This is a genomic window from Halomonas sp. GD1P12, assembly GCF_025725645.1.
GTDB lineage: Bacteria > Pseudomonadota > Gammaproteobacteria > Pseudomonadales > Halomonadaceae > Vreelandella.
Window position 1 is genome coordinate 1231534 of record NZ_CP107007.1, and the last position, 21205, is coordinate 1252738.

Genomic DNA, 21205 nt, shown 5'->3' on the forward strand with positions numbered 1-21205 from the left:
TTAGTCATGCAAGTAAAAAAGTCTCGTTTCATGGGTTGTCTGGCGAGTGCCGGTTTATTGATGGGTGGGGCAAGCTCTACGGCGCTCGCCCAAAACGATAGTCAGGCCTGGGTCAGCGAAGAGCTCAGCACCTTCGTGCGTAGCGGCCCTACCGACGGCTACCGTATCGTGGGAACGCTCAACGCCGGCGAAGAGGTCGAGGTGCTCGAAGAGAGCGGCGACTACACCCGCGTACGCGGAAGCGGCGGTGACGCCGTATGGGTACTCAGCGACGAACTGCAGCAAACCCCGAGCGCCCGCGAGCAGCTTCCCGAACTCGAAGACCAGGTCGGTGAACTCACCCAGGAGCTCGACGGTATCAACGATACCTGGGAGGAGCGCGTCTCCTCGATGCGTGAGACGCTTGAGGTACGCGAGCAGCGTATCACCGAGCTCGAAGCGCGCAACCGCGAGCTCGAAAGCGTAACCGATCAGTCTCGCCAGCAGGTGCGCGCGCTCGAGGCCCGCCTGGACACCCAGGAAGAGGATCTTTTGATGCGCTATTTCATGTACGGAGGCGGCGTGGCCGGGGCCGGGCTTCTGGTGGGGCTGATCGTGCCGCACCTGCCGCGCCGGCGTAAAAAACGCGACCGCTGGTTCTAAGCGCCCAGCCAAGAGGTATCGATGGAGAACGCGTGGCGCAAGCGCTGGCAAGAAGGGCGTATCGGCTTTCACCAATCGGTGACTCACCCGGCGCTGGTTCGACACTGGCCGGATTTGAACGTCGCCCAAAACGCCAGAGTGCTGGTACCGCTGTGCGGTAAAAGCCTGGACATGCGCTGGCTTGCCGAGCGCGGCCATGCGGTACTCGGCATCGAGCTCGCCCCGGAAGCGGTGGCGCAGTTTTTAGCGCAGCGCCCGCTTGGAGTGTCGCGCTACCGCCAGACCGGGTTCGATATTGCCCGCCAGGCCAATGTCGAGCTTTGGTGCGGCGACTTTTTCCATCTTACCCGCCGCCAGGCCTCGCAGCTCGACGCGTTTTTCGACCGCGCCGCGCTGATCGCGCTGCCCCCGGCCACCCGGGCGCGCTACGCGTTTCATCTGGCGCAGCTTTTGCCGCCCGGGGCGGCAGGGCTTTTGATCAGCGTGACCCACGAAAATGGCGAGGAAGGCCCGCCCTACAGCGTAGCGGAAGAGGAGATTCGACGGCTTTTGTCGCCCAACTTTGCGCTGACGCTGCTGGAACAACGTGAGGCGGACGCGCGCGGCGTCAGCGAGCAGGTGTGGGCGCTCAAGCGGCGCGGGCCGGCGTGACCCGCGCCTTCAGGTAGCGGCGCGGTTAGCGGGCCAGAAGCCTTGCAAGCTCGGGGTCGCTGAACGCGCGATTCATGCCGTCGCTGAGCAAATCGTTGATCATGCGCGTGTTGGTCGCCTCACCGGGCTTGATGGCGTAGCCCTGGGTGCGCCGCGAGGTATAAGTGCCGGTGTAGGTGGTGCCGCGGTTTTGCGCGATGGCGCGAAAGACCGCTTCGATGCGCGCTTCGTCGACCAGGGGTTGGCCGCTGTCGGCCTGGCCGTAGTGCAGGCTGGCAAGCTCCAGCGTCAGGCTCGGGGCGTTTTGCACTGGGCTACTGGTGGGGTTGAAACCCATTTCGCGCACCGCGCGCTCCGCCTCGGCTTGAAGCCTCGGCACCAGTTCGTGGCTGTTGACCGTAATCTGGGCCGTGGACATGCTGCCGCCGGCGCGGGTGCCGATCACTTCGCTTTCACGGGCGTCGACCGCTGCGACGCTGACCTGCTGCCCCGAGCCCGCCTTGGGCACCTCGGCGGTGCGCTCCGGGCTTAGCTGAAGGTACTGGGGGCTGGCGCAGCCGGTAAGCCAGGCGCCTGCGACAAGCGCCGTGGTGAGCGTTAAAAAATGACGCCGAAGCATGGTGTTTCTCCGCGATGGTTAAAAAGGCCAGTATAGCCTGCGCTCGCGCGTCGGGTACATGCAAACCCAAAGGCACGTTTCTGGAGAGTTTTCATGGAGCAAGAGGCGCTTTTCGACACGCCGCCGCCGGCCAATTTGCTGCCCCACGACGGCGAGGCGTTTTACCTCGGCCCGGTGCTCACCGAGCGCGAGGCAAGCGCCTACTTCACGCGCTGTGTTTTAGAGCTCGACTGGGCCCACGAGCGTGTGGTGATGTTCGGCCGTGACATCACCACCCGGCGTAAGGTCGCCTGGTACGCCGATGCGCCGGCCACCTACACCTACTCGGGTCAGACCAAACGGGCGCGGGTTTGGCCGGCGCTTTTGCAGGCGCTGAAAGAGCGGGTAGAGCGGGCAAGTGGGGCGCGCTTTGATTCGTGCCTGTGCAATCTCTACCACTCGGGCGAGGAGGGCATGGGCTGGCACAGCGACGACGAGCGCGAGCTTGCCGAGCAAGGCATCATCGCCTCGCTGACGCTCGGCGGCGAGCGGCGTTTCTCGTTCAAGCACAAGGCGAGCGGCGAGCGCGTCTCGCTTTTGCTGGAACATGGCAGCCTTCTGATCATGCGGGGGGCGACCCAGACCCACTGGTGGCACAGCCTGCCCAAAACCAAAAAGTGTACGGATGCGCGGGTGAATCTGACCTTTCGCCAGCTGCGCGCCGGATGAACGCGAAGGCGCCGCTGGTCAGCGGCGCCTTCGTTTAGTGGGGCTGGCGTGTCTTCGCCGCGTCGTCCTTGAAGCGGTGCCAGCGCCTTGGGTGGGCGTAAAGGCGCTGGCCGCGATGGATCTTCAGGCGCTCGAAATCCGAGTGGCGTACCGTGGCAAGCCAGGGTGCGCCGAGCCAGTCGGCTTCGAGCTCCACGCGCACCTCGGCGCCGACCAGCGAAAACGCGGTGATCGTCATCGGCAGGTGAACGCCGGGCTCGAACGTTTCCGCCAGGCGCACCTCGTGGGGGCGCAGCAAGAGCTCCTCGTCACCATCCGGTAGGTCGACCTTGAGCTTCGCATCGCCGCAGGTGAGCACGCCGTTTTTGACGTGGCCTTCCAGATGGTTGACGTCGCCCAGAAACTCGAACACGAAGCGGTTTTTCGGTGCCCGGTAGAGCGCCTCGGGCGTATCGATCTGCTCGATGCGGCCGTTACTCATGACCACCACGCGGTCGGAAAGCTCCAGCGCCTCCTCCTGGTCGTGGGTGACGAACACGCTGGTAAACCCCAGCTCTTCGTGCAGGCGGCGCAGCCACCGGCGAAGGTCCTGGCGCACCTTGGCGTCCAGCGCGCCGAAAGGCTCGTCGAGCAGCAGTACGTCCGGCTGGACCGCAAGTGCCCGTGCCAGCGACACCCGCTGCTGCTGACCGCCGGAGAGCTGGGCCGGCAGGCGGTTGGCGAAGTGCTCGAGCTTGACCATTTCCAGAAGCCGAAAGACCCGCGCGCGAATCTCGCCTTTCGATGGGCGGTCCTTGCGCGGCATCACGGTCAGACCGAAGGCGACGTTATCGAACACGCTCATGTGGCGAAAAAGCGCGTAGTGTTGAAAGACGAAGCCGATGCGTCGGTCGCGTACGTGCACGTGGGTCACGTCGCGCTCGCCGAACAGGATTTTACCCGGGGTGGGCGAGCGGTCGGCGTTTTCGAGCCCCGCGATGATGCGCAAAAGCGTGGTCTTGCCGGAGCCTGACGGCCCCAGAAGGCCCACCAGCTCGCCGTCGTGAATGTTGAGATCGATCGGCTCGAGCGCCTGAGTGGCGCCGAAGTGCTTGGCGATATGGTGTAGCTCGATGCTCATAAAATGGCCTCCCGGCGGGTGGCGCGCCGCTGAAGGGCCGCCTTGGTCGCCAGCGTCAAAAGCGCAATCAGCGCCAGCAGCGCCGCGCTCGAAAACGCCCCGACCGCATTGTAATCCTGGTAAAGCTGCTCGAGGTGCAGCGGCAGAGTGTTGGTCTGGCCGCGAATCGCCCCGGACACTACCGACACGGCGCCGAACTCACCCACTGCTCGGGCGTTGGTCAAAATGACGCCATACAAAAGCGCCCACTTGATGTTGGGCAGCGTGACGCGGCGAAAGACGATCCAGCCGGAGGCGCCCAGGGTCACCGCTGCTTCCTCTTCGCGGGTGCCCTGGGCCTGCATCAGCGGAATCAGCTCACGGGCGACGAACGGGCAGGTGACGAAGATGGTGACCATCAAAATTCCCGGCCAGGCGAACATCAGCTGGATATCGTAGCCGTCCAGAAAGCTTCCGATCCAGCCGTTACGCCCGTAGAGCAGCAGATAAACGAGCCCTGCCACCACCGGCGATACCGCGAAGGGAATGTCGATCAGCGTTTGCAGAATTCGCCGACCGGGAAAGCGAAACCGGGTGACCAGCCAGGCCAGCGCCACGCCAAATACCAGGCACACCGGAATGGTCATCAGCGCGATCAAAAGCGTCAGGCCAATGGCGTGCAGGGTATAGACGTTGCTGACGTTTTCCCAGAACACCATCACGCCGCTGGACAGCGCCTGGGCGAAAATGGCGACCAGCGGCAGCAGCAGAAACAGCGCCGATAAGAAAACGGCGGCGGCTATCAGGATATTTCGAACCAGCGGTGCATCACCCACGCGGCGCATCAGGTAGATCCTCCGTGCAGACGACGAACGAAGCGCCCCTGCCACACGTTGATCGCGAGCAGCAGCGCCAGTGAAGTGAACAGCACGACTGAGGCGATCGCCGAGGCGCCGGCGTAGTCGTACTCCTGCAGGCGCACGAAAATCATCAGTGCGGTGATTTCGGTTTCATAAGGCATGTTGCCGGCGATGAAGATGATCGCCCCGAACTCACCGAGCGAGCGCACGAAGGCGAGCCCGGTGCCGGTGACCAGCGCTGGCCACAGGTGCGGCATGATCACGCGGCGAAACGCGACGCCGTCGGTGGCGCCGAGCGACATCGCCGCCTCGTCGATCTCCCCCGGTAGATCCTCCAGCACCGGCTGCACCGTGCGCACCACGAAGGGAATACTGGTGAACGCCATGGCAAGCGCAATGCCCACCCAGGTGTAGGCCACCTGAAACCCCAGCGGCTCGAGCAGTCGACCCATCCAGCCGTTACTGGCGTAGAGCGTGGCAAGCGTAATGCCGGCCACGGCGGTGGGGAGCGCAAAGGGCAGGTCCATCAGCGCGTCCAGAAGCCGCTTGCCGGGAAACTCGTAGCGTACCAGCACCCAGGCCAACAGCAGCCCGAACGCTGCATTGACCAATGCAGCCACCGCCGCCGCGCCCAGCGTCACCATATAGCTTGCCACCACTCGGCCTTCCGTAACGATCGACCAGTACTCGGCGAGGCTCAACCCCGCCAGCTGGCCGAACAGCCCGGTGATGGGTAAAAGCAGCACCAGCGAAATGAACAGCACGCTGATACCCATGGACAAACCAAAACCCGGCAGCACGCGCGCGCTGCCGGATTGGCGAAAGCTCAACGATTTCATGCCGAGCCGTTAGCGACGCTGAAGCTGGTCGAGCATGCCGCCGCTCTCAAAATGCGTTTCCATGATCTCGTCCCAGCTGCCGAAGACGTCGTCGACGTTGAAAAGCTCGGTTTCCGGAAACTCGTCGGCGAACTCTTCTACCACGGCGTCGTTATGAACGCGGTAGTTGAAGCCGGCCAGCGTGCGCTGAGCCTCTTCGGTGTAGAGGTAGTCGAGATAGCCCTGAGCGAGGTCCTCGTTGCCGTTACGCTCGGCGTTTTCCGAGACCACCGCGACCGGGAACTCCGCCAGCACGCTCATTGGCGGCACGATGACTTCGTAATCGTCGCTGCCGTACTCGCGGCGAATGTTGTTCACCTCGGACTCGAAGCTGATCAGCACGTCGCCAATGCCGCGTTCGATGAAGCTCGTGGTGGCGCCGCGACCGCCGGTGTCGAATACCGCCACGTTGGCGAGAAGGGTACGCATGAACTCATGAATCTGCTCTTCGTCACCCTCGAATTCACGATCGGCGAAGCCCCAGGCGGCGAGGTAGGTGTAGCGTGCGTTGCCGGAGGTTTTCGGGTTGGGGAATACCAGCTCGACGTCTTCCTGAACCAGATCGTCCCAGCTCTCGATACCCTTGGGGTTGTCCTTGCGCACCAGAAAGGCCGTGGTGGAGTAGTAGGGCGAGGCGTTGTTGTCGAACGCGTCCTGCCAGTCCTCGTCGACCAGCCCGGCGTCCGCCAGTACGTCGACATCGGTCACCTGGTTGAAGGTGACGACATCGGCGCGAAGGCCCTGCATGATGGCACGCGCCTGGGCAGAGGAGCCGCCGTGGGACTGGCTCACGCTGACCTCTTCGTCGTGCTCCTGCTCCCACCACTCGATGAAGTCCGGATTGATCGCGGCGAACAGCTCGCGAGCGATATCGTAGGACGAGTTCAGAAGCTCGCGCTCCTGGGCCATGGCGGTACCGGTCGCGCCAGCAGCGGTGGCGCTGAGAGCAAGGGCCAGCGCGGTGCGGGTGAAGGGAGCAGAGAGGGCAAGCGGTAAGCGCATCGAATCTTTCCTTTTGTTGGCAGGCAAGTAGGAGTGAGCGAGGTGCCGAGCGATCATGCAAGCACGGCGTCCATGGAGATCGGTAGAGTCGGTCTGGCCATAGACTTTTTCGGGATAAGACAAGGTTAGTCCTGTGTTTCAGGAATTACAATCTGCCTTTATATTCGATTGAGGAATAATGACCGTTCCCTCGCCGCTAAGCGGACAGGCGCTGAAACGTCGGACTCTGGTATCATGCGCGCTTTGTCAGCGCCTTTGAGGCGCGCCCGCTTTACCCTGGAGCGTTTATGACCGCCGCGAAAGATTTTCTCATCGCCCCTTCGATTCTCTCTGCCAACTTCGCCCGCCTGGGGGAAGAGGTCGACAACGTGCTCGCCTCTGGCGCCGACATCGTCCACTTCGACGTCATGGACAACCACTACGTGCCGAATCTGACCATTGGGCCGATGGTGTGCAAGGCGCTTAGAGACCACGGCGTGACCGCACCCATCGACGTGCATCTGATGGTCAAGCCGGTGGATCGCATGATCGGTGATTTCATCGAGGCCGGTGCCAGCTACATCACGTTTCACCCGGAAGCCTCCGAGCATATCGACCGCTCGCTCCAGCTGATTCGCGACGCCGGCTGCAAGGCGGGACTGGTGTTCAACCCGGCCACGCCGCTTTCCTATCTCGACTACGTGATGGACAAGATCGATATGGTGCTGCTGATGAGCGTCAACCCGGGCTTTGGCGGGCAGTCGTTCATTCCGGCGACGCTGGACAAGCTCAGGCAAGCGCGCGCGCGTATCGACGCCGCCCCGCACCCGATTCGCCTGGAGGTCGACGGCGGCGTCAAGGTGGATAACATTCAGGCCATCAGGGAGGCCGGCGCGGATACGTTCGTCGCCGGCTCCGCGATCTTCAATGCACACAGCAAAAGCGATCCGAACGGCTACGACAGCGTGATCGGCTCACTGCGCCAGGCTTTGGTAGGCCACTAATCCGATAGGCCGCTAAATTCAGAGGCCACTCATTCTGGAAAATCATCAGGTCGCGCTCAGTGCAGCTTCATGCGCGGCTTCAGATAACGGTTTAGCTTGTCCACCACCCAGGTCAGTCCGGTTTTCGGTACGCCGTGAATCGAGACCTGGTGCATGCGGTAGAGCGAGGCGTAGGCGTTGCGCGCCATCCAGCCTTCCAGAAACAGTCCGCGTGAGGCGCCACCGCGCATCAGGTTGCCAACCGCGTCGTAGCGGGCAAGCGACACCAGCGAGCCGTTATCCTTGTACTTGAAGGGCTTGAGTTCCTTGCTCTCGAGCGCCCGCGTGATATTTTCCGCCAACACCCCCGCCTGCTGGCGCACGGCCTGGGCCCGGGGTGGCACCGTGGAGTCGTCGCCCTGAGGGCAGCTGGCGCAGTCGCCCATGGCGAAAATGCTCGGGTCGTCGACGCTCTGCATGGTCTGCTGGACGCATACCTGGTTTCTCTTGTTCACCGTAAGCCCCAGTTCGGCGAGAAAGTCCGGCGCCTTGATGCCCGCAGCCCAGACGTTCAGATCGGTTTCGATCGTTTCGCCGTCACCGGTGACCAGCTCGTACTCCCGCGCCTCCTTGATCGCGGTTTCCAGATGGATGTTGACGCCCAGGCTTTCGAGCTCCTTGTGAACGGTTTGGCTGACGCGTTCGGAAAGGGCGGGCAGAATGCGCGGCGCCGCCTCGATCAGGTGAACGCTGATCTGGTTGTCGTCGACGTTGGTGACCCCATAGGCATTGAGCAGGCGGGTGACGTCCAGAAGCTCCGCGGCGAGCTCCACCCCGGTCGCACCGCCGCCGACGATCCCGACGCTTAGTGTGGTGTGGGTTCGAAGCGTCGGGTCGGTGTAGCGCAGGAAGGTGTTGATCATGTCGCGCTGAAAGAGCTTCGCTTGCTGGGGCGAGTCGATGAAGTGGCAGTGCTCAGCCACGCCCTTGGTGCCGAAGTCGTTCGAGACGCTGCCAAGCGAGAGCACCAGGTAGTCATAGGTGAGGGTGCGCTCGGGCAGCACCTCGATACCATCCTCGTCGAGAATGGGGGCCAGGCTCAACGTTTTGTTTTCCCGGTCGAGCCCGCACAGCGAGCCGCGCTGGTAGCGGTAACCGTGGGCGCTGGAGTGGCCGCGAAAGTCGACCTCGTCCATGGCAGAGTTCAACACGCCGGTGGCCAGCTCATGCAGCAGCGGCTTCCAGACGTGGGTGGCGCTGCGGTCCAGAAGGACGATTTCGGCGCGCTGCTTCTTGCCGAGCGTGCGCCCTAAACGCGTGGCGAGCGCAAGGCCTCCCGCGCCGCCGCCGACGATGACGATCCTTGGGTGAGTCACTGGCTTCTCCTTGGCAAATTTGGCTTCAGCATAGTGCTTTCTACTGATTCTGACGAATGGCGGCGCGCGGTTTTATCGTCTTTTCGCCTGACGCAGGGCGTGCTTTTTGGCACTCTGAGCTTACCGCTTTTCGACAGCTCCTTGTAAACACCACAGGAAGGTTTCATGCACGCGATTTTAACGGACAAGCGGCTCATCGCTTTCGACTTGGACGGCACCCTGATCGACTCCGTGCCGGATTTGGCCGTGGGCGTGCAAAAAGCGCTCGATGAGGTCGGCGTTCGCGCCCCGGACGAGGCCAACGTGCGCGACTGGGTGGGCAACGGCGCCCGGTCGCTGGTCGAGCGCGCCCTGACCTGGGCGCTGGGTAAGGCGCCAGACAACACGCTTTTGACCCAGGCGTATGAGGCGTTCATGCGCCACTACGGCGCCGCGCCGTTTGCCCATACCCGTGTGTACGATGGCGTTGAAAAGACGCTGGCCGCGCTCGATGAGGCCGGCTTCGCGCTTGCGCTAATCACCAACAAGCCCGAACGCTTCATCGCGCCGATTCTCGAACATTTCGGCCTGTTGAATTGGTTCGCGCTCTGTATCGGCGGCGACACCCTGGTCGAGAAAAAGCCGAGTGCGCTTCCGCTGCTGCACGCTGCAAATACGCTGGGCGCAGCGCCAAAGGCATGCGTGATGGTGGGGGATTCTAAACACGATATCGAGGCGGGCAGGGCGGCGGGGTTCGCCACCGTCGCCCTGCCTTATGGCTACAACCACGGGGAGCCGATCGAGGCGAGCCGGCCGGATCTTTGCGTGGCGAGCCTCACCGCGCTACTCGATTGACAATGCCCCGGCTCAGGGCCGAGCGCCGCCGAGCGCCCTGTGCAGAAGCTCGGCGTTGTAGTTGAGCATGCCCGGGTAGTTATAGGCGGGGCTGTCGGTGTCGCCGAGACTATCGACGAACAAGGGGCCGGCGAGCGCAATATTGCTCTCCCGCGATAGCGCATCCATGTGAATCCAGGGCGTGGTGCTCTCGTAAAAAAGCGCCGGTGGGCGGGTGTGGGTCAGCCGCTCGCTCATCACCGCCATATCGAAGGCGCTGCCCAGGCGCTCACTGTTGCTGCCCCAGATGGCGGCGTAGTCGAAATCGAAGGCGCGGGCAAAATACGCCATCCCGGCTTCGCTGGTATAAAGCACACGGTTGGTTTGGGGAATACCTTCCAGGCGCTCAGTGAGACGCGCGCTCAAAAGCGCCAGCGACTCGCGGGTGCGCGCGGCGCGCTCCTCGAACGCGTCGCGCTTTTCCGGATACTGCTCGCCCAGGGTGCGCGCAATGACGTCGACGTAGGCGCTGGCGCCGGCCGGGTCCATCCACAGGTGCGGGTCGACGCTGCCATGGAGCCGGCCCACCGTCACCGGCAGCGTTTCAAACTGCGCCCGCTCGGCCACGGGTTTGAGGCGCAGGCGCTGATCCGCCATGGCCTCGACGTGCCTAAGCCAAGGCTCGAGCCCGTAGCCGTTATAGAAGACGATATCCGCCTCTTCGATCGCCAGCACGTTGGGCGGGGTCAGCTCCCAGCGGTGCACATCCTGGCCGCGGGGCACGATGGTCTCGACGCTGATGTCGTCGCCGGCGATGCGTTGTACCAAATCACCGATCACCGAAAACGAGGCCATCACTTTATACGAGGGCGCGGCCTGCACGGGGAGGGCCAGGGCCAACAAACCGGCGACCAATAGACTCCCAAGGATGGCGCGGTGCTTCATTCCAAATGTTCCTCGTTAAAAAACGCCAGATCATAATAATTGCACGAGCGTCTTGCCAGTGCCCGCGCGGCGTTGATATCGCCTGACCACTGCAACGCGCCGCCCGGTTAGGGTATCATCGTTTTTAGCCGATTGATCAGTGTGATGGGGTAAGCGTGGCGATAGCGGACAAGACACCGCGTGTGGTGATGATCGATAACTACGATAGCTTCACGTTCAATATCGTTCAGTACCTGAGCGAGTTGGGCGCCGAGGTATTGACCTATCGTCACGACGCCATAACGCTTGATGAGATCCAGGCATTGGCGCCGTCGCACCTGGTGATTTCCCCCGGGCCCTGTACGCCCAACGAGGCGGGCGTGTCGCTTTCGGCCATCGAGCGCTTTGCCGGCACGCTGCCCATTTTGGGCGTGTGCCTGGGTCATCAGGCGATCGGCCAGGCCTTCGGGGCGCGGGTCGTGCGGGCGCCGAAGGTGATGCACGGTAAAACGTCATCCATCGAGCACACGGGCATTGGCGTGTTTCGCGCTCTGGAAACGCCGCTCGAGGTGACCCGCTACCATTCGCTGGTCGTCGAGCGCGAAAGCTTGCCCGCGTGTTTCGAGGTCACCGCCTGGACGACGGCTGGTGACGAAACGCCGGGGCTGATCATGGGGATGCGCCACCGAACGCTTGATATCGAAGGGGTGCAGTTTCATCCTGAGTCGATACTGACCCGTCAGGGTCACGCGCTGCTGGCCAATTTTCTAACGCGCAGCTGACTGCTCACTTTTTTACGTAAAGAGGCCTGTCCTTTCATGCAAATGCGAGACGCCATCAACGCGGTGATGCGCCGTGAAGATCTATCTTTCGACGTCATGCGCACGCTGATGCATCAGATCATGACCGGCGAAGCCTCCGACGCCCAGATCGGCGGTTTGCTGGTCGGGCTCTCCATGAAAGGGGAGAGCGCCGTCGAGGTCAGCGCCGCCGCCCAGGTAATGCGCGATTTGATGCGCCCGGTGCGGCTCTTCACCGACAACGTGGTGGATATCGTCGGCACCGGCGGCGACGGCGCGAACTTGTTCAACGTCTCCACCGCGTCGAGCTTCGTCGCCGCCGCCGCCGGGGCCCACGTGGCCAAGCACGGCAACCGCAGCGTGTCGTCCTCGTCGGGAAGCGCAGATCTTTTCGATATCGCCGGTATCTATCTGGATCTTTCCCCGGAGCAGGTCGCGCGCTGTATCGAGCAGGTCGGCGTCGGCTTCATGTTCGCCCCCAACCATCACCCGGCGATGCGCTACGCCATCGGCCCGCGTCGCGAAATGGGCGTGCGCACGCTGTTCAACATTCTGGGGCCGCTGACCAACCCGGCCAGCGCCCCCAATCAGGTACTCGGCGTTTACGCCCCGCACCTGGTGCCGCTGATGGCCGAGGCGCTCAAGAAACTCGGCAGCCGTCATGCCATGGTCGTGCACTCCGAGGATGGCCTCGACGAGATATCGCTGGCCGCGCCCACCCAGGTGGCGGAGCTCAAGGATGGCGAGATCATCGAGTACACCATTACGCCGGAGGCGCTTGGTATCGAGCGTCAAAGCCTTGCCACGCTCAAGGCGGCGACCGCCGAGGAGAGCCTGCGCCTGGTCAAGGCCGCGCTGGTCGGCGACGGCCCGGAGGCGGATATCGTCACGCTCAACGCCGGCGCGGCGCTCTACTGCGCGGGTATTGCGGACTCCCTGAAAGAGGGTGTGGCCGTCGCCCAGGATGCCCAAGCCTCCAAACTGCCGCTTGAAAAGCTCAAGGAGCTTTCGCACTTTACCAGCGTGTTCAAAGAGTAATTCTCATGTCCAGCTCCTCAACGCCCACCATTCTGACGCGCATTCTCGCGCGCAAGGATGAAGAAGTCGCCACCCGCCGTCAGGCGGTTTCTGAAGACGACCTGCTCGCGCTTGCCCGGAAGCAGAGCGCGCCGCGCGGCTTCATCGACGCCCTCAACCGACGCATCGCCGCGGGGGATCCGGCGATCATCGCCGAGGTGAAAAAGGCCTCGCCCTCGCGCGGGGTGATCCGCGAAGCGTTCGACCCGGCGGCCATCGCCGAAAGCTACGAGGCCGGAGGCGCGGCGTGTCTGTCGGTGCTCACCGATGCGGACTTCTTTCAGGGCCACGAGGACGACCTGATCGCCGCGAGAAACGCCTGTACGCTTCCGGTCATCCGCAAGGACTTCATCACTCACGGCTATCAAGTCACCGAGGCCCGGGCGATCGGCGCTGACTGTATTCTGTTGATCGCCGCCGCCCTGGATGACAAAACCCTGGCAACCCTGCACCGTCAGGCGACGGATCTGGGTATGGACGTGCTGGTCGAGGTGCACGATGGCCAGGAGCTCGAGCGGGCGCTGGCGCTGGAGTTGAAGCTGGTCGGCATCAACAACCGCGACCTGCACACTTTTGAGACCGACCTCGACACGACCATCGAATTATTGCCGCGTATTCCCGAGGACGTCACGGTGATCACCGAGTCCGGCATTCTGACCCGCGACGATGTCACCCGGATGCGCGATCACCAGGTAAACGGCTTTCTGGTGGGCGAGGCATTCATGCGCAAGGATGACCCGGGCCAGGCGCTCGGCGCGCTCTTCTTCTAGCGCCGTTTTGCTTGCCTGGCACTGGTCAGCGCAGGAATAAAAAAGCCCCGGGCGATCGCGCTCGGGGCTTTTTCGCTTTGCAAGGCGCTACGCCGGCGCGGCGGCTTTCAGGCAGCGCAGCAGCGCCTGCAGCGGGTGCGCGAGCGTACGTTCCGAGTAGCGCTTGACCTGGCTGCGACACGAATAGCCGGTGGCCAACAGCCGGTCGGCGTTCTCCGTGGCCTCGACCTGGGGCTGCCAGGACTGAGCGTAGATGACCTTCGAGGTGGCGACGTTGCGGGTTTCGTGGCCGTAGGTGCCGGACATGCCGCAACAGCCGGTGGCCAGAAGCTCGAGCTCGAGGCCAAAGGCGGCGAACACCTGCTGCCAGGCTTTCGGGCTGCCCGGCGCGTTGGTTTTTTCAGTGCAGTGGGACAAGAGCCGGTAGCCCGGGTCCGCCAGCCGCCCCTTGAACGAGGCCAGCGCCTGGGTTTGGGTCACCAGCCACTCCTGCAGCATCAGCACGTCGGGCACGGCCTCACGGCCGAGCGCCTTCACGTACTCCTGCCGGTAGGTCAGCGTCATGGCCGGATCGATGCCGACGAAGGGGATCGAGAATTCGGCCAGCGCGCGCAGGCGTTTGGCCTGTTTCTCGGCGGTGCGCTCGAAGGCGCCGAGAAAGCCCTGCACCTGCAGCGGCTTGCCGTTGGCTGCAAACGGCAGCACGAACACGCGCACGTCCAGGCGGTGCAGAAGCTCCACCACGTCCAGCACCAGGTCCGCTTCCATGTGGGTGGTGAAGGCGTCCTGCACCAGAATCACGCTTTTCGCCCGCTGGCGCTCGGTCAGAAGCGCAAGCGAGGTCGGGGTGGCCTCGGCCACGCCCCAGGCACGCAGCTGCTTTTTCACGCTGGCGCGCGATAGCGTCGGCGAGTCGCTCATGCCGATCGACCGGCGCATCAAACGCTCCATCCAGGGCTTCTGGATCGCGGCGTTGTAGAGCGGCGCCATTTTGGCAAGCCAGGGCAGCGTCCACTCGGTGGCGCCGATCACGTAGTCGCGCACCGGGCGCAGATAGCGCCCGTGATAAACCTCCAGAAACTGCGAACGAAACTGCGGCACGTTCACCTTCACCGGGCACTGGCCGGCGCAGGACTTGCACGACAGGCATCCGGCCATGGCGTCGTACACCTGATGGGAAAAATCGTGATGCTGCTCGCGGCTGAGCGTGTTGCTGATCCGTTTGGGCAGGCTTTTAACAAAGCCAAAGCCCGTTTCGGCCTTTTTCCTGCGCGACTCCTCGACCACATCGATACCGGCGTTGGACTGCAGGCGCAGCCATTCGCGCACCAGGCTCGCGCGGCCCTTGGGGGAGTGGATACGATCGCGCGTCGCTTTCCAGGAGGGGCACATCGGGTCGTCGACGTCATAGTTGTAGCAGGCGCCGTTGCCGTTGCAGTAGACCGCGGCGTCATACGCCTGCCAGGCGCGCTCGTCGATGGTACGGTCGAGCTCGCCGCGAAGGGTCACGCCGTCGATGGTCAATAGCCCCGGGTCGCGGACGACCGGGTCGCGCTCGACCGGGTCGCGCTCGACCGGGTCGCGGTCGACGGCGATCAGCGTCGAAGGCGTCTGGTCGTCGCTGGCAGGTGTAGCGATCTTGCCCGGGTTCAGCTGGTTGTGGGGGTCGAACGCCGCCTTGACGCGCTGCAGGCTCGGGTAGAGTTTGCCAAAGAACTTGGGTGAGTACTCCGAGCGGATACCCTTGCCGTGTTCGCCCCAGAAAAGCCCGCCGTACTTCTGCGTGAGCGCGGCGAGCTCATCGGAAATCTCGCGAATCAGCGCCTGTTGGGCCGGGTCCTTCATGTCCAGCGCCGGGCGCACGTGGAGCACACCGGCATCGACGTGGCCGAACATGCCGTAGTCGAGCCCGCGGGCATCGAGCAGCGCGCGAAACTCACTGATGTAATCCGCCAGGTGCTCCGGCGGCACCGCCGTGTCCTCCACGAACGGCAACGGGCGCTTCTCGCCCTGCACGTTGCCCAGAAGGCCCACCGAGCGCTTGCGCATGCCGTAAACCGTACTGATCTGCTCGCGGCCGCGCGCCTCGGTATAGCCCAGCCGCGTAACGGTGGCGTCACGACCGAGGTGCTCGGTGAACGCCGCCACCCGCTCGGCGAGTGCGGCCTCGTCGTCGCCGCTGAACTCGACCAGGTTGATACCGCCGGTAGGCGGGTCGCTTTCCGGGAAGAACGCGGCCACGCCGTCCCAGACGAAATCCTCCATGGCGAGCTTGAGCACCGTATCGTCGATGGTTTCGATCGAGGTCGGCTGGGCGCTGGCCATCAGCGCCTTGGCATCGCGCAGCGCCTCCATGAAGCCCGGGTAGCGCACGTTGATCAGCGTCGAGTGTTTGGGGATCGGCAGCACGTTGAGCACCGCTTCACTGACCAGACCAAGCGAGCCTTCGCCGCCACACAGTAGGCTGTTGAGGTTCAGCCGCCCCTGATCATCGCGCAGGTGCGCCAGATCATAACCGGTCAGGCAGCGGTTGAGCGGCGGAAAGGTCGCCTCGATCAGCGCGCGCTGCTCATCGATGATGCTGGCCGCGACGCGGTGAACGCGCCCGAGCGCCCCGGGCTCCTCGAGCGCCTTTGCTTCTTCCTCGGCGTCGAGCGCTCGGCTGTGCAGATGGGCGCCGCCGAGCAGTACGGTATCGAGCTCGAGTACGTGATCGCGGGTCTTGCCGTAGACGCAGCTGCCCTGGCCGCTGGCATCGGTGGCGATCATGCCGCCGATGGTGGCGCGATTCGAGGTCGAAAGCTCCGGGGCGAAGAAAAGCCCGTAAGGCTTGAGCGCGGCGTTCAACTGATCCTTCACCACGCCGGCCTGAACGCGCACGCGGCGATTGTCCGCGTCGATCTCGAGAATTCGGTTCATGTGGCGCGAGACGTCCACTACCAGGCCGTCGGTCAGCGACTGCCCGTTGGTGCCGGTGCCGCCGCCGCGCGGGGTGAGCACGATATCGCGGTAGGGCAGCTCGACGGCGAGCCGGGCAAGGCGCTCCAGATCCTCGGCGTGACGCGGGAACACCGCCGCCTGGGGCTGGCGCTGGTAGATGGAGTTATCGGTGGCAAGCACCGTGCGGCTGGCGTGGTCCGGGGCGATCTCGCCCTCGAAGCCACGCGCCTTGAGTGCCTGCAAAAAGCGCATGTAGCGCTCGCCCAGGCCGGAAAACGGGATCTTGCGCGAATCAAGCGAAGCTATCATGGTCGGTCGAGCCGTCATTGCAGCGAATAGAAGAGGCGCTCTACTTTACCGGAGCCCGGCCGCGCGTGCATCTTCGACGCGTTACGGCGCTGCCAGAGCTTGTTCGACGATCGCGGCGCTGCCCGGCGTCATGGGCAGTGATAGCGCAAGCGTATGGGCCCGCTCGGACATCTTGCGCCAGGTTTTCTGCACGATGCGCACCATGTGGTCGTGCTCGATTTTGGTGGCAAACGCCGCGAAGTGGTTCTCCAGAAACACCAGGCAGGCGCAGTCCTCCAGCGTCTGCACGTTGGCGTCGCGCCCCAGCCCCTTCTTGGCGATCATATCCGCGACCCGCTTGGCGTCTTCATCATCGAAGCCGGCCCTGGTCATGATCTCGGCGACGGTTTCGCCGGCGCGCAGGCCCTGATCGCGCCGCCAGGTCAAATAGCCGACCCGCCCCTCGGGGTAGTCGCTGCGCGGCACTTTCCAGCGCTGCAGGTGCTGCGCGCGCACCGCCAGCTGCAATAGCTCATCCGGCGCGCTTTCGAGCGCAAACAGCCAGTGGGTCATGCGCTCGGCGTAGGCGAGCTCCTGCGGCGTCGATTCACCGCCGGGCGCCTCAACGTGGCGAGGGTCTTCGCCGTGAAGCGCATCGATGGCCTGCAGGGTCTGATCAAAAGCGGTCGACATGAGCGCGGTGCCTTTAAAGGAAATCGATGCCTCAGATTGCCGATAAATGGGTGGGATCTCAATGCTGGCCTTCGCAAGGCGGGCTTGGCGTAGCCCCTTGCCGCGCTTTTGCCTACAATAGGACGCTTTATCACCGGCGGCGTGCGCCGTGTTCAACCGATTTAGGCCAAGGAGTCTTCATGCTCGATCCGAAACTGCTGCGTACCGACCTGGATGCGCTGGCATCACAGCTTGCCAAGCGCGGCTATGCACTGGACACGTCGGGTCTCGAGGCGCTCGAGTCGCGCCGCCGCGAGCTGCAGACCCGGACCGAGCAGCTGCAAAACGAGCGTAACACCCGATCGAAGGCGATCGGCAAGGCCAAGGCTCAGGGTGAGGATATCCAGCCGCTTCTGAGCGAAGTCGACGATCTGGGTGGTCGTCTCGACGCCGCGAAGGAGGAACTCGCCGCGGTGCAGGCCGAGTGGGACGATGCGGTCAGCGGCATTCCCAACGTGCCCCACGAAAGCGTGCCCGAAGGCAAAAGCGAAGACGACAACGTCGAGCTGCACCGCTGGGGTACGCCGCGAACCTTCGATTTCGAGGTGCTCGACCACGTCGATCTGGGCAAGAAATCCGGCTATCTCGATTTCGAACTCGCATCAAAACTCACCGGCGCGCGCTTTGCCGTCATGCGTGGGCCGATTGCGCGCCTGCACCGGGCGCTGGCCCAGTTCATGCTGGACACCCAGACGCTGTCCCACGGCTACGAAGAGTGCTACGTACCCTACATGGTCAACCGGGACTCGCTGATGGGCACCGGGCAGCTGCCGAAATTCGGCGAGGACCTGTTCAAGCTCGACGACGAGCGCGAGTACCACCTGATTCCCACCTCGGAAGTGCCGCTGACCAACTTCGTGCGTGACGAGATCGTCGAACAGGCCCAGCTTCCCATGAAGCTGACCGCGCACACGCCGTGTTTTCGTAGCGAGGCAGGTGCCTACGGGCGCGATACCCGCGGCATGATTCGCCAGCACCAGTTCGACAAGGTCGAGATGGTGCAGATCGTCGAGCCGGAGAAGAGCTACGAGGCACTGGAGGAGATGCGCGGCCACGCCGAGGCGATCCTTCAGGCGCTGGAGCTACCGTATCGCGTGGTAACGCTGTGCACCGGCGACATGGGCTTTGGCGCGGCGAAAACCTATGACCTGGAAGTGTGGCTACCAAGCCAGGAAACCTTCCGCGAGATCTCGTCGGTGTCCAACTGCGAGGATTTTCAGGCGCGTCGCATGCAGGCGCGCTACCGTAAGCCGGACACGAAAAAGCCCCAGCTGCTTCACACCCTGAACGGCTCGGGGCTGGCAGTGGGGCGCTGCCTGCTGGCGGTTCTGGAGAATCACCAGCAGGCGGATGGCTCGGTCGTTATTCCTGAGCCGCTGCGTCCGTATCTTGGTGGTCTCGAGCGTCTCGCTCTCTAGCACCACGCTCGTCACCGCGCTCGCCGTCGTTCTGGCCGGCGAGTGCCCATTCGACGTTGACACCGGCATCGATGCGAATGATGCCGGGGCGGTACTCGGCGTTGGGTTCATCGCTGGCGCCGCTCGGGGCGCTTTCGGCGCGCATCGCCATCATGCGCGGCTGGAACACCGGGGCCTGGGTTTCGGCGATATGCTGCACGTCACCGAGCTCGGCGCCCAGCGTTTGGGCCATGAGCTCCGCCTTGCGCTGCGCTTTCTCGAGCGCCATCACCAGCGCCTCGTCGGTCGCCGCTTCGCGGTCCTTGAGATCGAACTGGACACCGTCCAGCGCGTTGACGCCGGCATCGACCAGCGCGTCCAGCACGTCGTTGAGCCGGTCGATGTCTGAGAGCTCGATATCGAAGGGGCGCTCGACCCGCGTGCGCACCATCATCTCCTGTTCGCCACCCTGGCCCTGGGGCTGGTTCATTTGCTCTTGATAGACGTTGAGCGAGCCTGCGCTAATGGCGCGCTCACTCAGCCCGGCCTCTTCCATCGCCTCGATCAGCTGGCGCGAGCGCTCTTCCAGGCGCTGGCGGGCCTCGCCAAGTGCGCCCTGTTCGCTATCGTCGAGCGATGACACAGCGGGGGTGTTTTCCCAAAGCCTGGCCGAGAGGCTCGCCTTGTCCGGTTCGACTTCGACGAAGGACTGGGCCTGAACGCTAAGCCCGGGGGGCTGCGTCGGCATCGTCGAGGCCTGGGCGGCACCGGCGCAGAGCAGGGCGGCCAAGGCCGTGCCGGCTACGTGAGTGCGAAGTTTCATCATCGAGCGAGCGTACGGGTTTAAAGTCATAAAACGATTCCTTGTAAAAGCGCTGGACGAAAGCGTCCGTCGAAGTGATCCGGGAAGGGCTCTAAGCGAACACGACTTGGAAGATCACGCCGGCAATAAGTTCACTTATCAAGCGTAGTCGTAAAACAGTTGCTTATTATATGCACCGTTTGTTAATTGAGCGGCGAGCAGCCATTATGTAAGGATCAATCTCAAGGAATGGGCCATGCAGAAGTTGTCGGATAAGGATTATCGCAGCATCCCCTTGAACGCGACGCTGGCGATCGCGGCGCTGGTGGTCATCGTCACGGGGATGAAGCTTGGCTCGGATCTACTGGTACCGCTGCTGCTGGCCATTTTCATCGCCGTGGTGTGTACCTCGCCGGTGCATTGGCTGCACCGCCACGGTGTCGGTATGCGCATGGCGGCGTTGATCACGCTGGTGGTGCTGGCCGCCTTCTTTTTGCTGCTCGGCGTGCTGGTGGTCAATAGCTTCAGCACCTTCATCGACGCGCTGCCGGATATCGAGGCGCGTCTCTACGAGCACTACTGGAGTATGCTCAATACGCTCTCCGCTCGCGGCGTGGCCATCGACCCGGATCAGCTGAGCAGTGCCTTGGCGATGGAGGACGATGGCTCGTGGGTGGCAGTGCTGGTCAGCGAAGTCGGGGCGATCATGATGCAGGGCAGTGTCGTGTCGCTGCTGGTCATGTTCATGCTGTTCGAGACGCTCAACTTTCGCTCCAAGGTGGCCCGGGCGCTGGAGAATCCGGCGCCGAGCCTCAAGCGCTTTGCCGAATTCAGCGCCACGTTGAAGCGTTATCTGGCGATCAAGACCGTGATCAGCCTGGCGACCGGCGTGCTGGTGTGGCTTTCGTGCTTGATGATCGGGGTCGAGTTTCCGCTACTCTGGGGCGTACTTGCCTTTGCGCTCAACTTCATTCCCAACATCGGCTCGGCGTTGGCGGCGGTGCCGCCGGTATTGCTGCTGCTCGTCGCTCAGGATGGGGGCGTGCTGCAGGCGTTGATGCTGGCCTCGGCGTATCTGGTGATCAACTTCGTCATGGGGAATTTGATCGAACCGCGAGTCATGGGACAGGCGCTGGGACTTTCCACCTTCGTGGCGTTTTTGTCGCTGGTAGTATGGGGCTGGATCTTCGGTGCGGCGGGGATGCTGTTGTCGGTGGTGTTGACCATGACGCTCAAGATCGCGCTCGACAGCCACCCGCAGACGCGTTGGATTGCCCATCTTCTGGGGCCGGGTACGCGCCAGCTGCGGCGAAGCGTCAATCACGGTGGCGATCCCAGTAAGGCGCCCTGGCGGCGCAAAAAGCCGGACCCGGAGCCTTTGATCAAGAAACCGGAAGCCAGCGAATAACCGGATGAACAGCAGGGCCCAAACGCAACACGGGGCTACCGCGAAAGCGGTAGCCCCGTGTCGTTTAGGCGCCTTGTCAGCGCCAGACGCTGGGCATTGAGCCTTATGCGTTCTGGTCGATGAACTGCGTCAGCTGGGATTTGGACTGCGCGCCGACCAGTGAAGCGACCTTGGTACCGGACTTGAACAGCATGACGGTGGGGACGCCGCGAACGCCTTGTTCAGCGGCGATCTCCGGGGCGTCGTCAACGTTGACGCTGACCACTTTCAGGCCGTCGCCGCGCTCGGATGCTACTTCGTCGACCACCGGTGCCATGACCTTGCACGGGCCGCACCAGGGGGCCCAAAACTTCAGCAGCACCGGCTGCTCGGCGTTGAGGACTTCCTGTTCGAAATTGGCGTTGGTGACATCTACATTGGTAGCCATTTACATCTCCTGATTACGTTGCTCTTACGA

Annotated in this window: 21 protein-coding genes; 10 read left to right on the forward strand and 11 right to left on the reverse strand. The window is 63.4% G+C overall.

The window, feature by feature from the left end:
- Nucleotides 1–6: 6 nt before the first annotated feature.
- Both OCT39_RS05760 and tmpT read left to right on the forward strand, forming a co-directional pair.
- A complete protein-coding gene (locus tag OCT39_RS05760; RefSeq protein ID WP_263586717.1) occupies nt 7–642 on the forward strand; it encodes a TIGR04211 family SH3 domain-containing protein in 636 nt (211 codons plus the stop codon).
- Between the two features lie 21 nt (nt 643–663).
- Nucleotides 664–1293: a thiopurine S-methyltransferase gene (tmpT, locus tag OCT39_RS05765; protein ID WP_263586718.1), complete on the forward strand. Its 630-nt coding sequence runs from the start codon at nt 664–666 to the stop codon at nt 1291–1293.
- Nucleotides 1294–1318: 25 nt separating this feature from the next.
- On the opposite strand, the gene OCT39_RS05770 is transcribed toward tmpT, so the two are convergent.
- Nucleotides 1319–1912 (reverse strand): YajG family lipoprotein, encoded by a 594-nt coding sequence (locus OCT39_RS05770; protein ID WP_263586719.1) that lies wholly within the window; start codon nt 1910–1912, stop codon nt 1319–1321.
- Between the two features lie 93 nt (nt 1913–2005).
- Between OCT39_RS05770 and OCT39_RS05775 the strand changes: the two genes are divergently transcribed.
- Complete coding sequence (locus OCT39_RS05775) at nt 2006–2620, forward strand: alpha-ketoglutarate-dependent dioxygenase AlkB family protein (RefSeq protein ID WP_263586720.1); 615 nt, start codon at nt 2006–2008, stop codon at nt 2618–2620.
- Between the two features lie 34 nt (nt 2621–2654).
- Here OCT39_RS05775 and OCT39_RS05780 read toward each other — a convergent pair whose 3' ends face one another.
- Genes OCT39_RS05780 through cysP form a run of 4 tightly spaced genes read right to left on the reverse strand, consistent with a single transcriptional unit; the run spans nt 2655 to nt 6459 of the window.
- The gene (locus OCT39_RS05780; protein WP_263586721.1) at nt 2655–3740 is read right to left on the reverse strand and encodes a sulfate/molybdate ABC transporter ATP-binding protein; all 1086 of its coding nucleotides are present in this window, start codon (nt 3738–3740) and stop codon (nt 2655–2657) included.
- A complete protein-coding gene (gene cysW, locus OCT39_RS05785) occupies nt 3737–4564 on the reverse strand; it encodes a sulfate ABC transporter permease subunit CysW (RefSeq protein WP_263586722.1) in 828 nt (275 codons plus the stop codon). Before cysW ends, OCT39_RS05780 begins: the two co-directional genes overlap by 4 nt.
- Entirely contained in the window at nt 4564–5418 is an 855-nt protein-coding gene (cysT, locus tag OCT39_RS05790) for a sulfate ABC transporter permease subunit CysT (protein WP_263586723.1), read from the reverse strand. Before cysT ends, cysW begins: the two co-directional genes overlap by 1 nt.
- A gap of 9 nt (nt 5419–5427) precedes the next feature.
- Nucleotides 5428–6459 carry a thiosulfate ABC transporter substrate-binding protein CysP gene (gene cysP, locus OCT39_RS05795; RefSeq protein WP_263586724.1) on the reverse strand — a complete coding sequence of 344 codons (1032 nt, stop codon included), beginning with the start codon at nt 6457–6459 and terminating at the stop codon, nt 5428–5430.
- A 287-nt stretch (nt 6460–6746) separates the two neighbouring features.
- Between cysP and rpe the strand changes: the two genes are divergently transcribed.
- On the forward strand, nt 6747–7442 hold the full coding sequence (gene rpe, locus OCT39_RS05800; protein ID WP_263586725.1) for a ribulose-phosphate 3-epimerase: 696 nt from the start codon (nt 6747–6749) through the stop codon (nt 7440–7442).
- Between the two features lie 56 nt (nt 7443–7498).
- On the opposite strand, the gene OCT39_RS05805 is transcribed toward rpe, so the two are convergent.
- Nucleotides 7499–8797, reverse strand: a complete 1299-nt coding sequence (locus OCT39_RS05805) for an NAD(P)/FAD-dependent oxidoreductase (RefSeq protein WP_263586726.1) — start codon at nt 8795–8797, stop codon at nt 7499–7501.
- A gap of 165 nt (nt 8798–8962) precedes the next feature.
- Between OCT39_RS05805 and OCT39_RS05810 the strand changes: the two genes are divergently transcribed.
- Nucleotides 8963–9631, forward strand: coding sequence for a phosphoglycolate phosphatase (locus OCT39_RS05810; RefSeq protein WP_263586727.1), 669 nt, complete (start codon nt 8963–8965; stop codon nt 9629–9631).
- A 12-nt stretch (nt 9632–9643) separates the two neighbouring features.
- Here OCT39_RS05810 and OCT39_RS05815 read toward each other — a convergent pair whose 3' ends face one another.
- Nucleotides 9644–10555 carry a metal ABC transporter substrate-binding protein gene (locus OCT39_RS05815; RefSeq protein WP_263586728.1) on the reverse strand — a complete coding sequence of 304 codons (912 nt, stop codon included), beginning with the start codon at nt 10553–10555 and terminating at the stop codon, nt 9644–9646.
- 188 nt (nt 10556–10743) lie between these two features.
- On the opposite strand from OCT39_RS05815, the gene OCT39_RS05820 reads away from it, so the two are divergent.
- Genes OCT39_RS05820 through trpC form a run of 3 tightly spaced genes read left to right on the forward strand, consistent with a single transcriptional unit; the run spans nt 10744 to nt 13181 of the window.
- Nucleotides 10744–11316, forward strand: a complete 573-nt coding sequence (locus tag OCT39_RS05820) for an anthranilate synthase component II (RefSeq protein ID WP_263587298.1) — start codon at nt 10744–10746, stop codon at nt 11314–11316.
- 36 nt (nt 11317–11352) lie between these two features.
- Nucleotides 11353–12372, forward strand: coding sequence for an anthranilate phosphoribosyltransferase (gene trpD / locus OCT39_RS05825; protein ID WP_263586729.1), 1020 nt, complete (start codon nt 11353–11355; stop codon nt 12370–12372).
- A 5-nt stretch (nt 12373–12377) separates the two neighbouring features.
- Nucleotides 12378–13181, forward strand: a complete 804-nt coding sequence (trpC, locus tag OCT39_RS05830; RefSeq protein WP_263586730.1) for an indole-3-glycerol phosphate synthase TrpC — start codon at nt 12378–12380, stop codon at nt 13179–13181.
- 87 nt (nt 13182–13268) lie between these two features.
- Here trpC and OCT39_RS05835 read toward each other — a convergent pair whose 3' ends face one another.
- The gene (locus OCT39_RS05835) at nt 13269–16430 is read right to left on the reverse strand and encodes an FAD-binding and (Fe-S)-binding domain-containing protein (RefSeq protein ID WP_263586731.1); all 3162 of its coding nucleotides are present in this window, start codon (nt 16428–16430) and stop codon (nt 13269–13271) included.
- Between the two features lie 81 nt (nt 16431–16511).
- Nucleotides 16512–17102 carry a DUF4202 domain-containing protein gene (locus OCT39_RS05840; RefSeq protein WP_263586732.1) on the reverse strand — a complete coding sequence of 197 codons (591 nt, stop codon included), beginning with the start codon at nt 17100–17102 and terminating at the stop codon, nt 16512–16514.
- Between the two features lie 179 nt (nt 17103–17281).
- Here OCT39_RS05840 and serS point away from each other — a divergent pair, with 179 nt between their 5' ends.
- The gene (gene serS, locus OCT39_RS05845; RefSeq protein WP_263586733.1) at nt 17282–18559 is read left to right on the forward strand and encodes a serine--tRNA ligase; all 1278 of its coding nucleotides are present in this window, start codon (nt 17282–17284) and stop codon (nt 18557–18559) included.
- Here serS and OCT39_RS05850 read toward each other — a convergent pair.
- Nucleotides 18504–19391: an SIMPL domain-containing protein gene (locus tag OCT39_RS05850; protein WP_263586734.1), complete on the reverse strand. Its 888-nt coding sequence runs from the start codon at nt 19389–19391 to the stop codon at nt 18504–18506. The genes serS and OCT39_RS05850 overlap by 56 nt on opposite strands.
- A 205-nt stretch (nt 19392–19596) precedes the next feature.
- Between OCT39_RS05850 and OCT39_RS05855 the strand changes: the two genes are divergently transcribed.
- Entirely contained in the window at nt 19597–20748 is a 1152-nt protein-coding gene (locus OCT39_RS05855; protein WP_263586735.1) for an AI-2E family transporter, read from the forward strand.
- A 103-nt stretch (nt 20749–20851) separates the two neighbouring features.
- Here the strand turns inward: OCT39_RS05855 and trxA are convergent, their stop codons facing one another.
- Nucleotides 20852–21175, reverse strand: coding sequence for a thioredoxin (trxA, locus tag OCT39_RS05860; protein ID WP_252109029.1), 324 nt, complete (start codon nt 21173–21175; stop codon nt 20852–20854).
- Nucleotides 21176–21205 lie beyond the last annotated feature (30 nt).

What these genes read in the sequence shown, in the direction of transcription:
- cysP (WP_263586724.1), bottom strand. Translation starts at nt 6,459, where the DNA reads ATGCGCTTACCGCTTGCCCTCTCTGCTCCCTTCACCCGCACCGCGCTG.
- OCT39_RS05760 (WP_263586717.1), top strand. Translation starts at nt 7, where the DNA reads ATGCAAGTAAAAAAGTCTCGTTTCATGGGTTGTCTGGCGAGTGCCGGT.
- tmpT (WP_263586718.1), top strand. Translation starts at nt 664, where the DNA reads ATGGAGAACGCGTGGCGCAAGCGCTGGCAAGAAGGGCGTATCGGCTTT.
- OCT39_RS05820 (WP_263587298.1), top strand. Translation starts at nt 10,744, where the DNA reads ATGATCGATAACTACGATAGCTTCACGTTCAATATCGTTCAGTACCTG.
- OCT39_RS05815 (WP_263586728.1), bottom strand. Translation starts at nt 10,555, where the DNA reads ATGAAGCACCGCGCCATCCTTGGGAGTCTATTGGTCGCCGGTTTGTTG.
- cysT (WP_263586723.1), bottom strand. Translation starts at nt 5,418, where the DNA reads ATGAAATCGTTGAGCTTTCGCCAATCCGGCAGCGCGCGCGTGCTGCCG.
- OCT39_RS05835 (WP_263586731.1), bottom strand. Translation starts at nt 16,430, where the DNA reads ATGATAGCTTCGCTTGATTCGCGCAAGATCCCGTTTTCCGGCCTGGGC.
- trxA (WP_252109029.1), bottom strand. Translation starts at nt 21,175, where the DNA reads ATGGCTACCAATGTAGATGTCACCAACGCCAATTTCGAACAGGAAGTC.
- OCT39_RS05855 (WP_263586735.1), top strand. Translation starts at nt 19,597, where the DNA reads ATGCAGAAGTTGTCGGATAAGGATTATCGCAGCATCCCCTTGAACGCG.
- OCT39_RS05810 (WP_263586727.1), top strand. Translation starts at nt 8,963, where the DNA reads ATGCACGCGATTTTAACGGACAAGCGGCTCATCGCTTTCGACTTGGAC.
- cysW (WP_263586722.1), bottom strand. Translation starts at nt 4,564, where the DNA reads ATGCGCCGCGTGGGTGATGCACCGCTGGTTCGAAATATCCTGATAGCC.
- rpe (WP_263586725.1), top strand. Translation starts at nt 6,747, where the DNA reads ATGACCGCCGCGAAAGATTTTCTCATCGCCCCTTCGATTCTCTCTGCC.
- OCT39_RS05840 (WP_263586732.1), bottom strand. Translation starts at nt 17,102, where the DNA reads ATGTCGACCGCTTTTGATCAGACCCTGCAGGCCATCGATGCGCTTCAC.
- trpD (WP_263586729.1), top strand. Translation starts at nt 11,353, where the DNA reads ATGCAAATGCGAGACGCCATCAACGCGGTGATGCGCCGTGAAGATCTA.
- OCT39_RS05780 (WP_263586721.1), bottom strand. Translation starts at nt 3,740, where the DNA reads ATGAGCATCGAGCTACACCATATCGCCAAGCACTTCGGCGCCACTCAG.
- OCT39_RS05770 (WP_263586719.1), bottom strand. Translation starts at nt 1,912, where the DNA reads ATGCTTCGGCGTCATTTTTTAACGCTCACCACGGCGCTTGTCGCAGGC.
- serS (WP_263586733.1), top strand. Translation starts at nt 17,282, where the DNA reads ATGCTCGATCCGAAACTGCTGCGTACCGACCTGGATGCGCTGGCATCA.
- OCT39_RS05850 (WP_263586734.1), bottom strand. Translation starts at nt 19,391, where the DNA reads ATGACTTTAAACCCGTACGCTCGCTCGATGATGAAACTTCGCACTCAC.
- OCT39_RS05775 (WP_263586720.1), top strand. Translation starts at nt 2,006, where the DNA reads ATGGAGCAAGAGGCGCTTTTCGACACGCCGCCGCCGGCCAATTTGCTG.
- trpC (WP_263586730.1), top strand. Translation starts at nt 12,378, where the DNA reads ATGTCCAGCTCCTCAACGCCCACCATTCTGACGCGCATTCTCGCGCGC.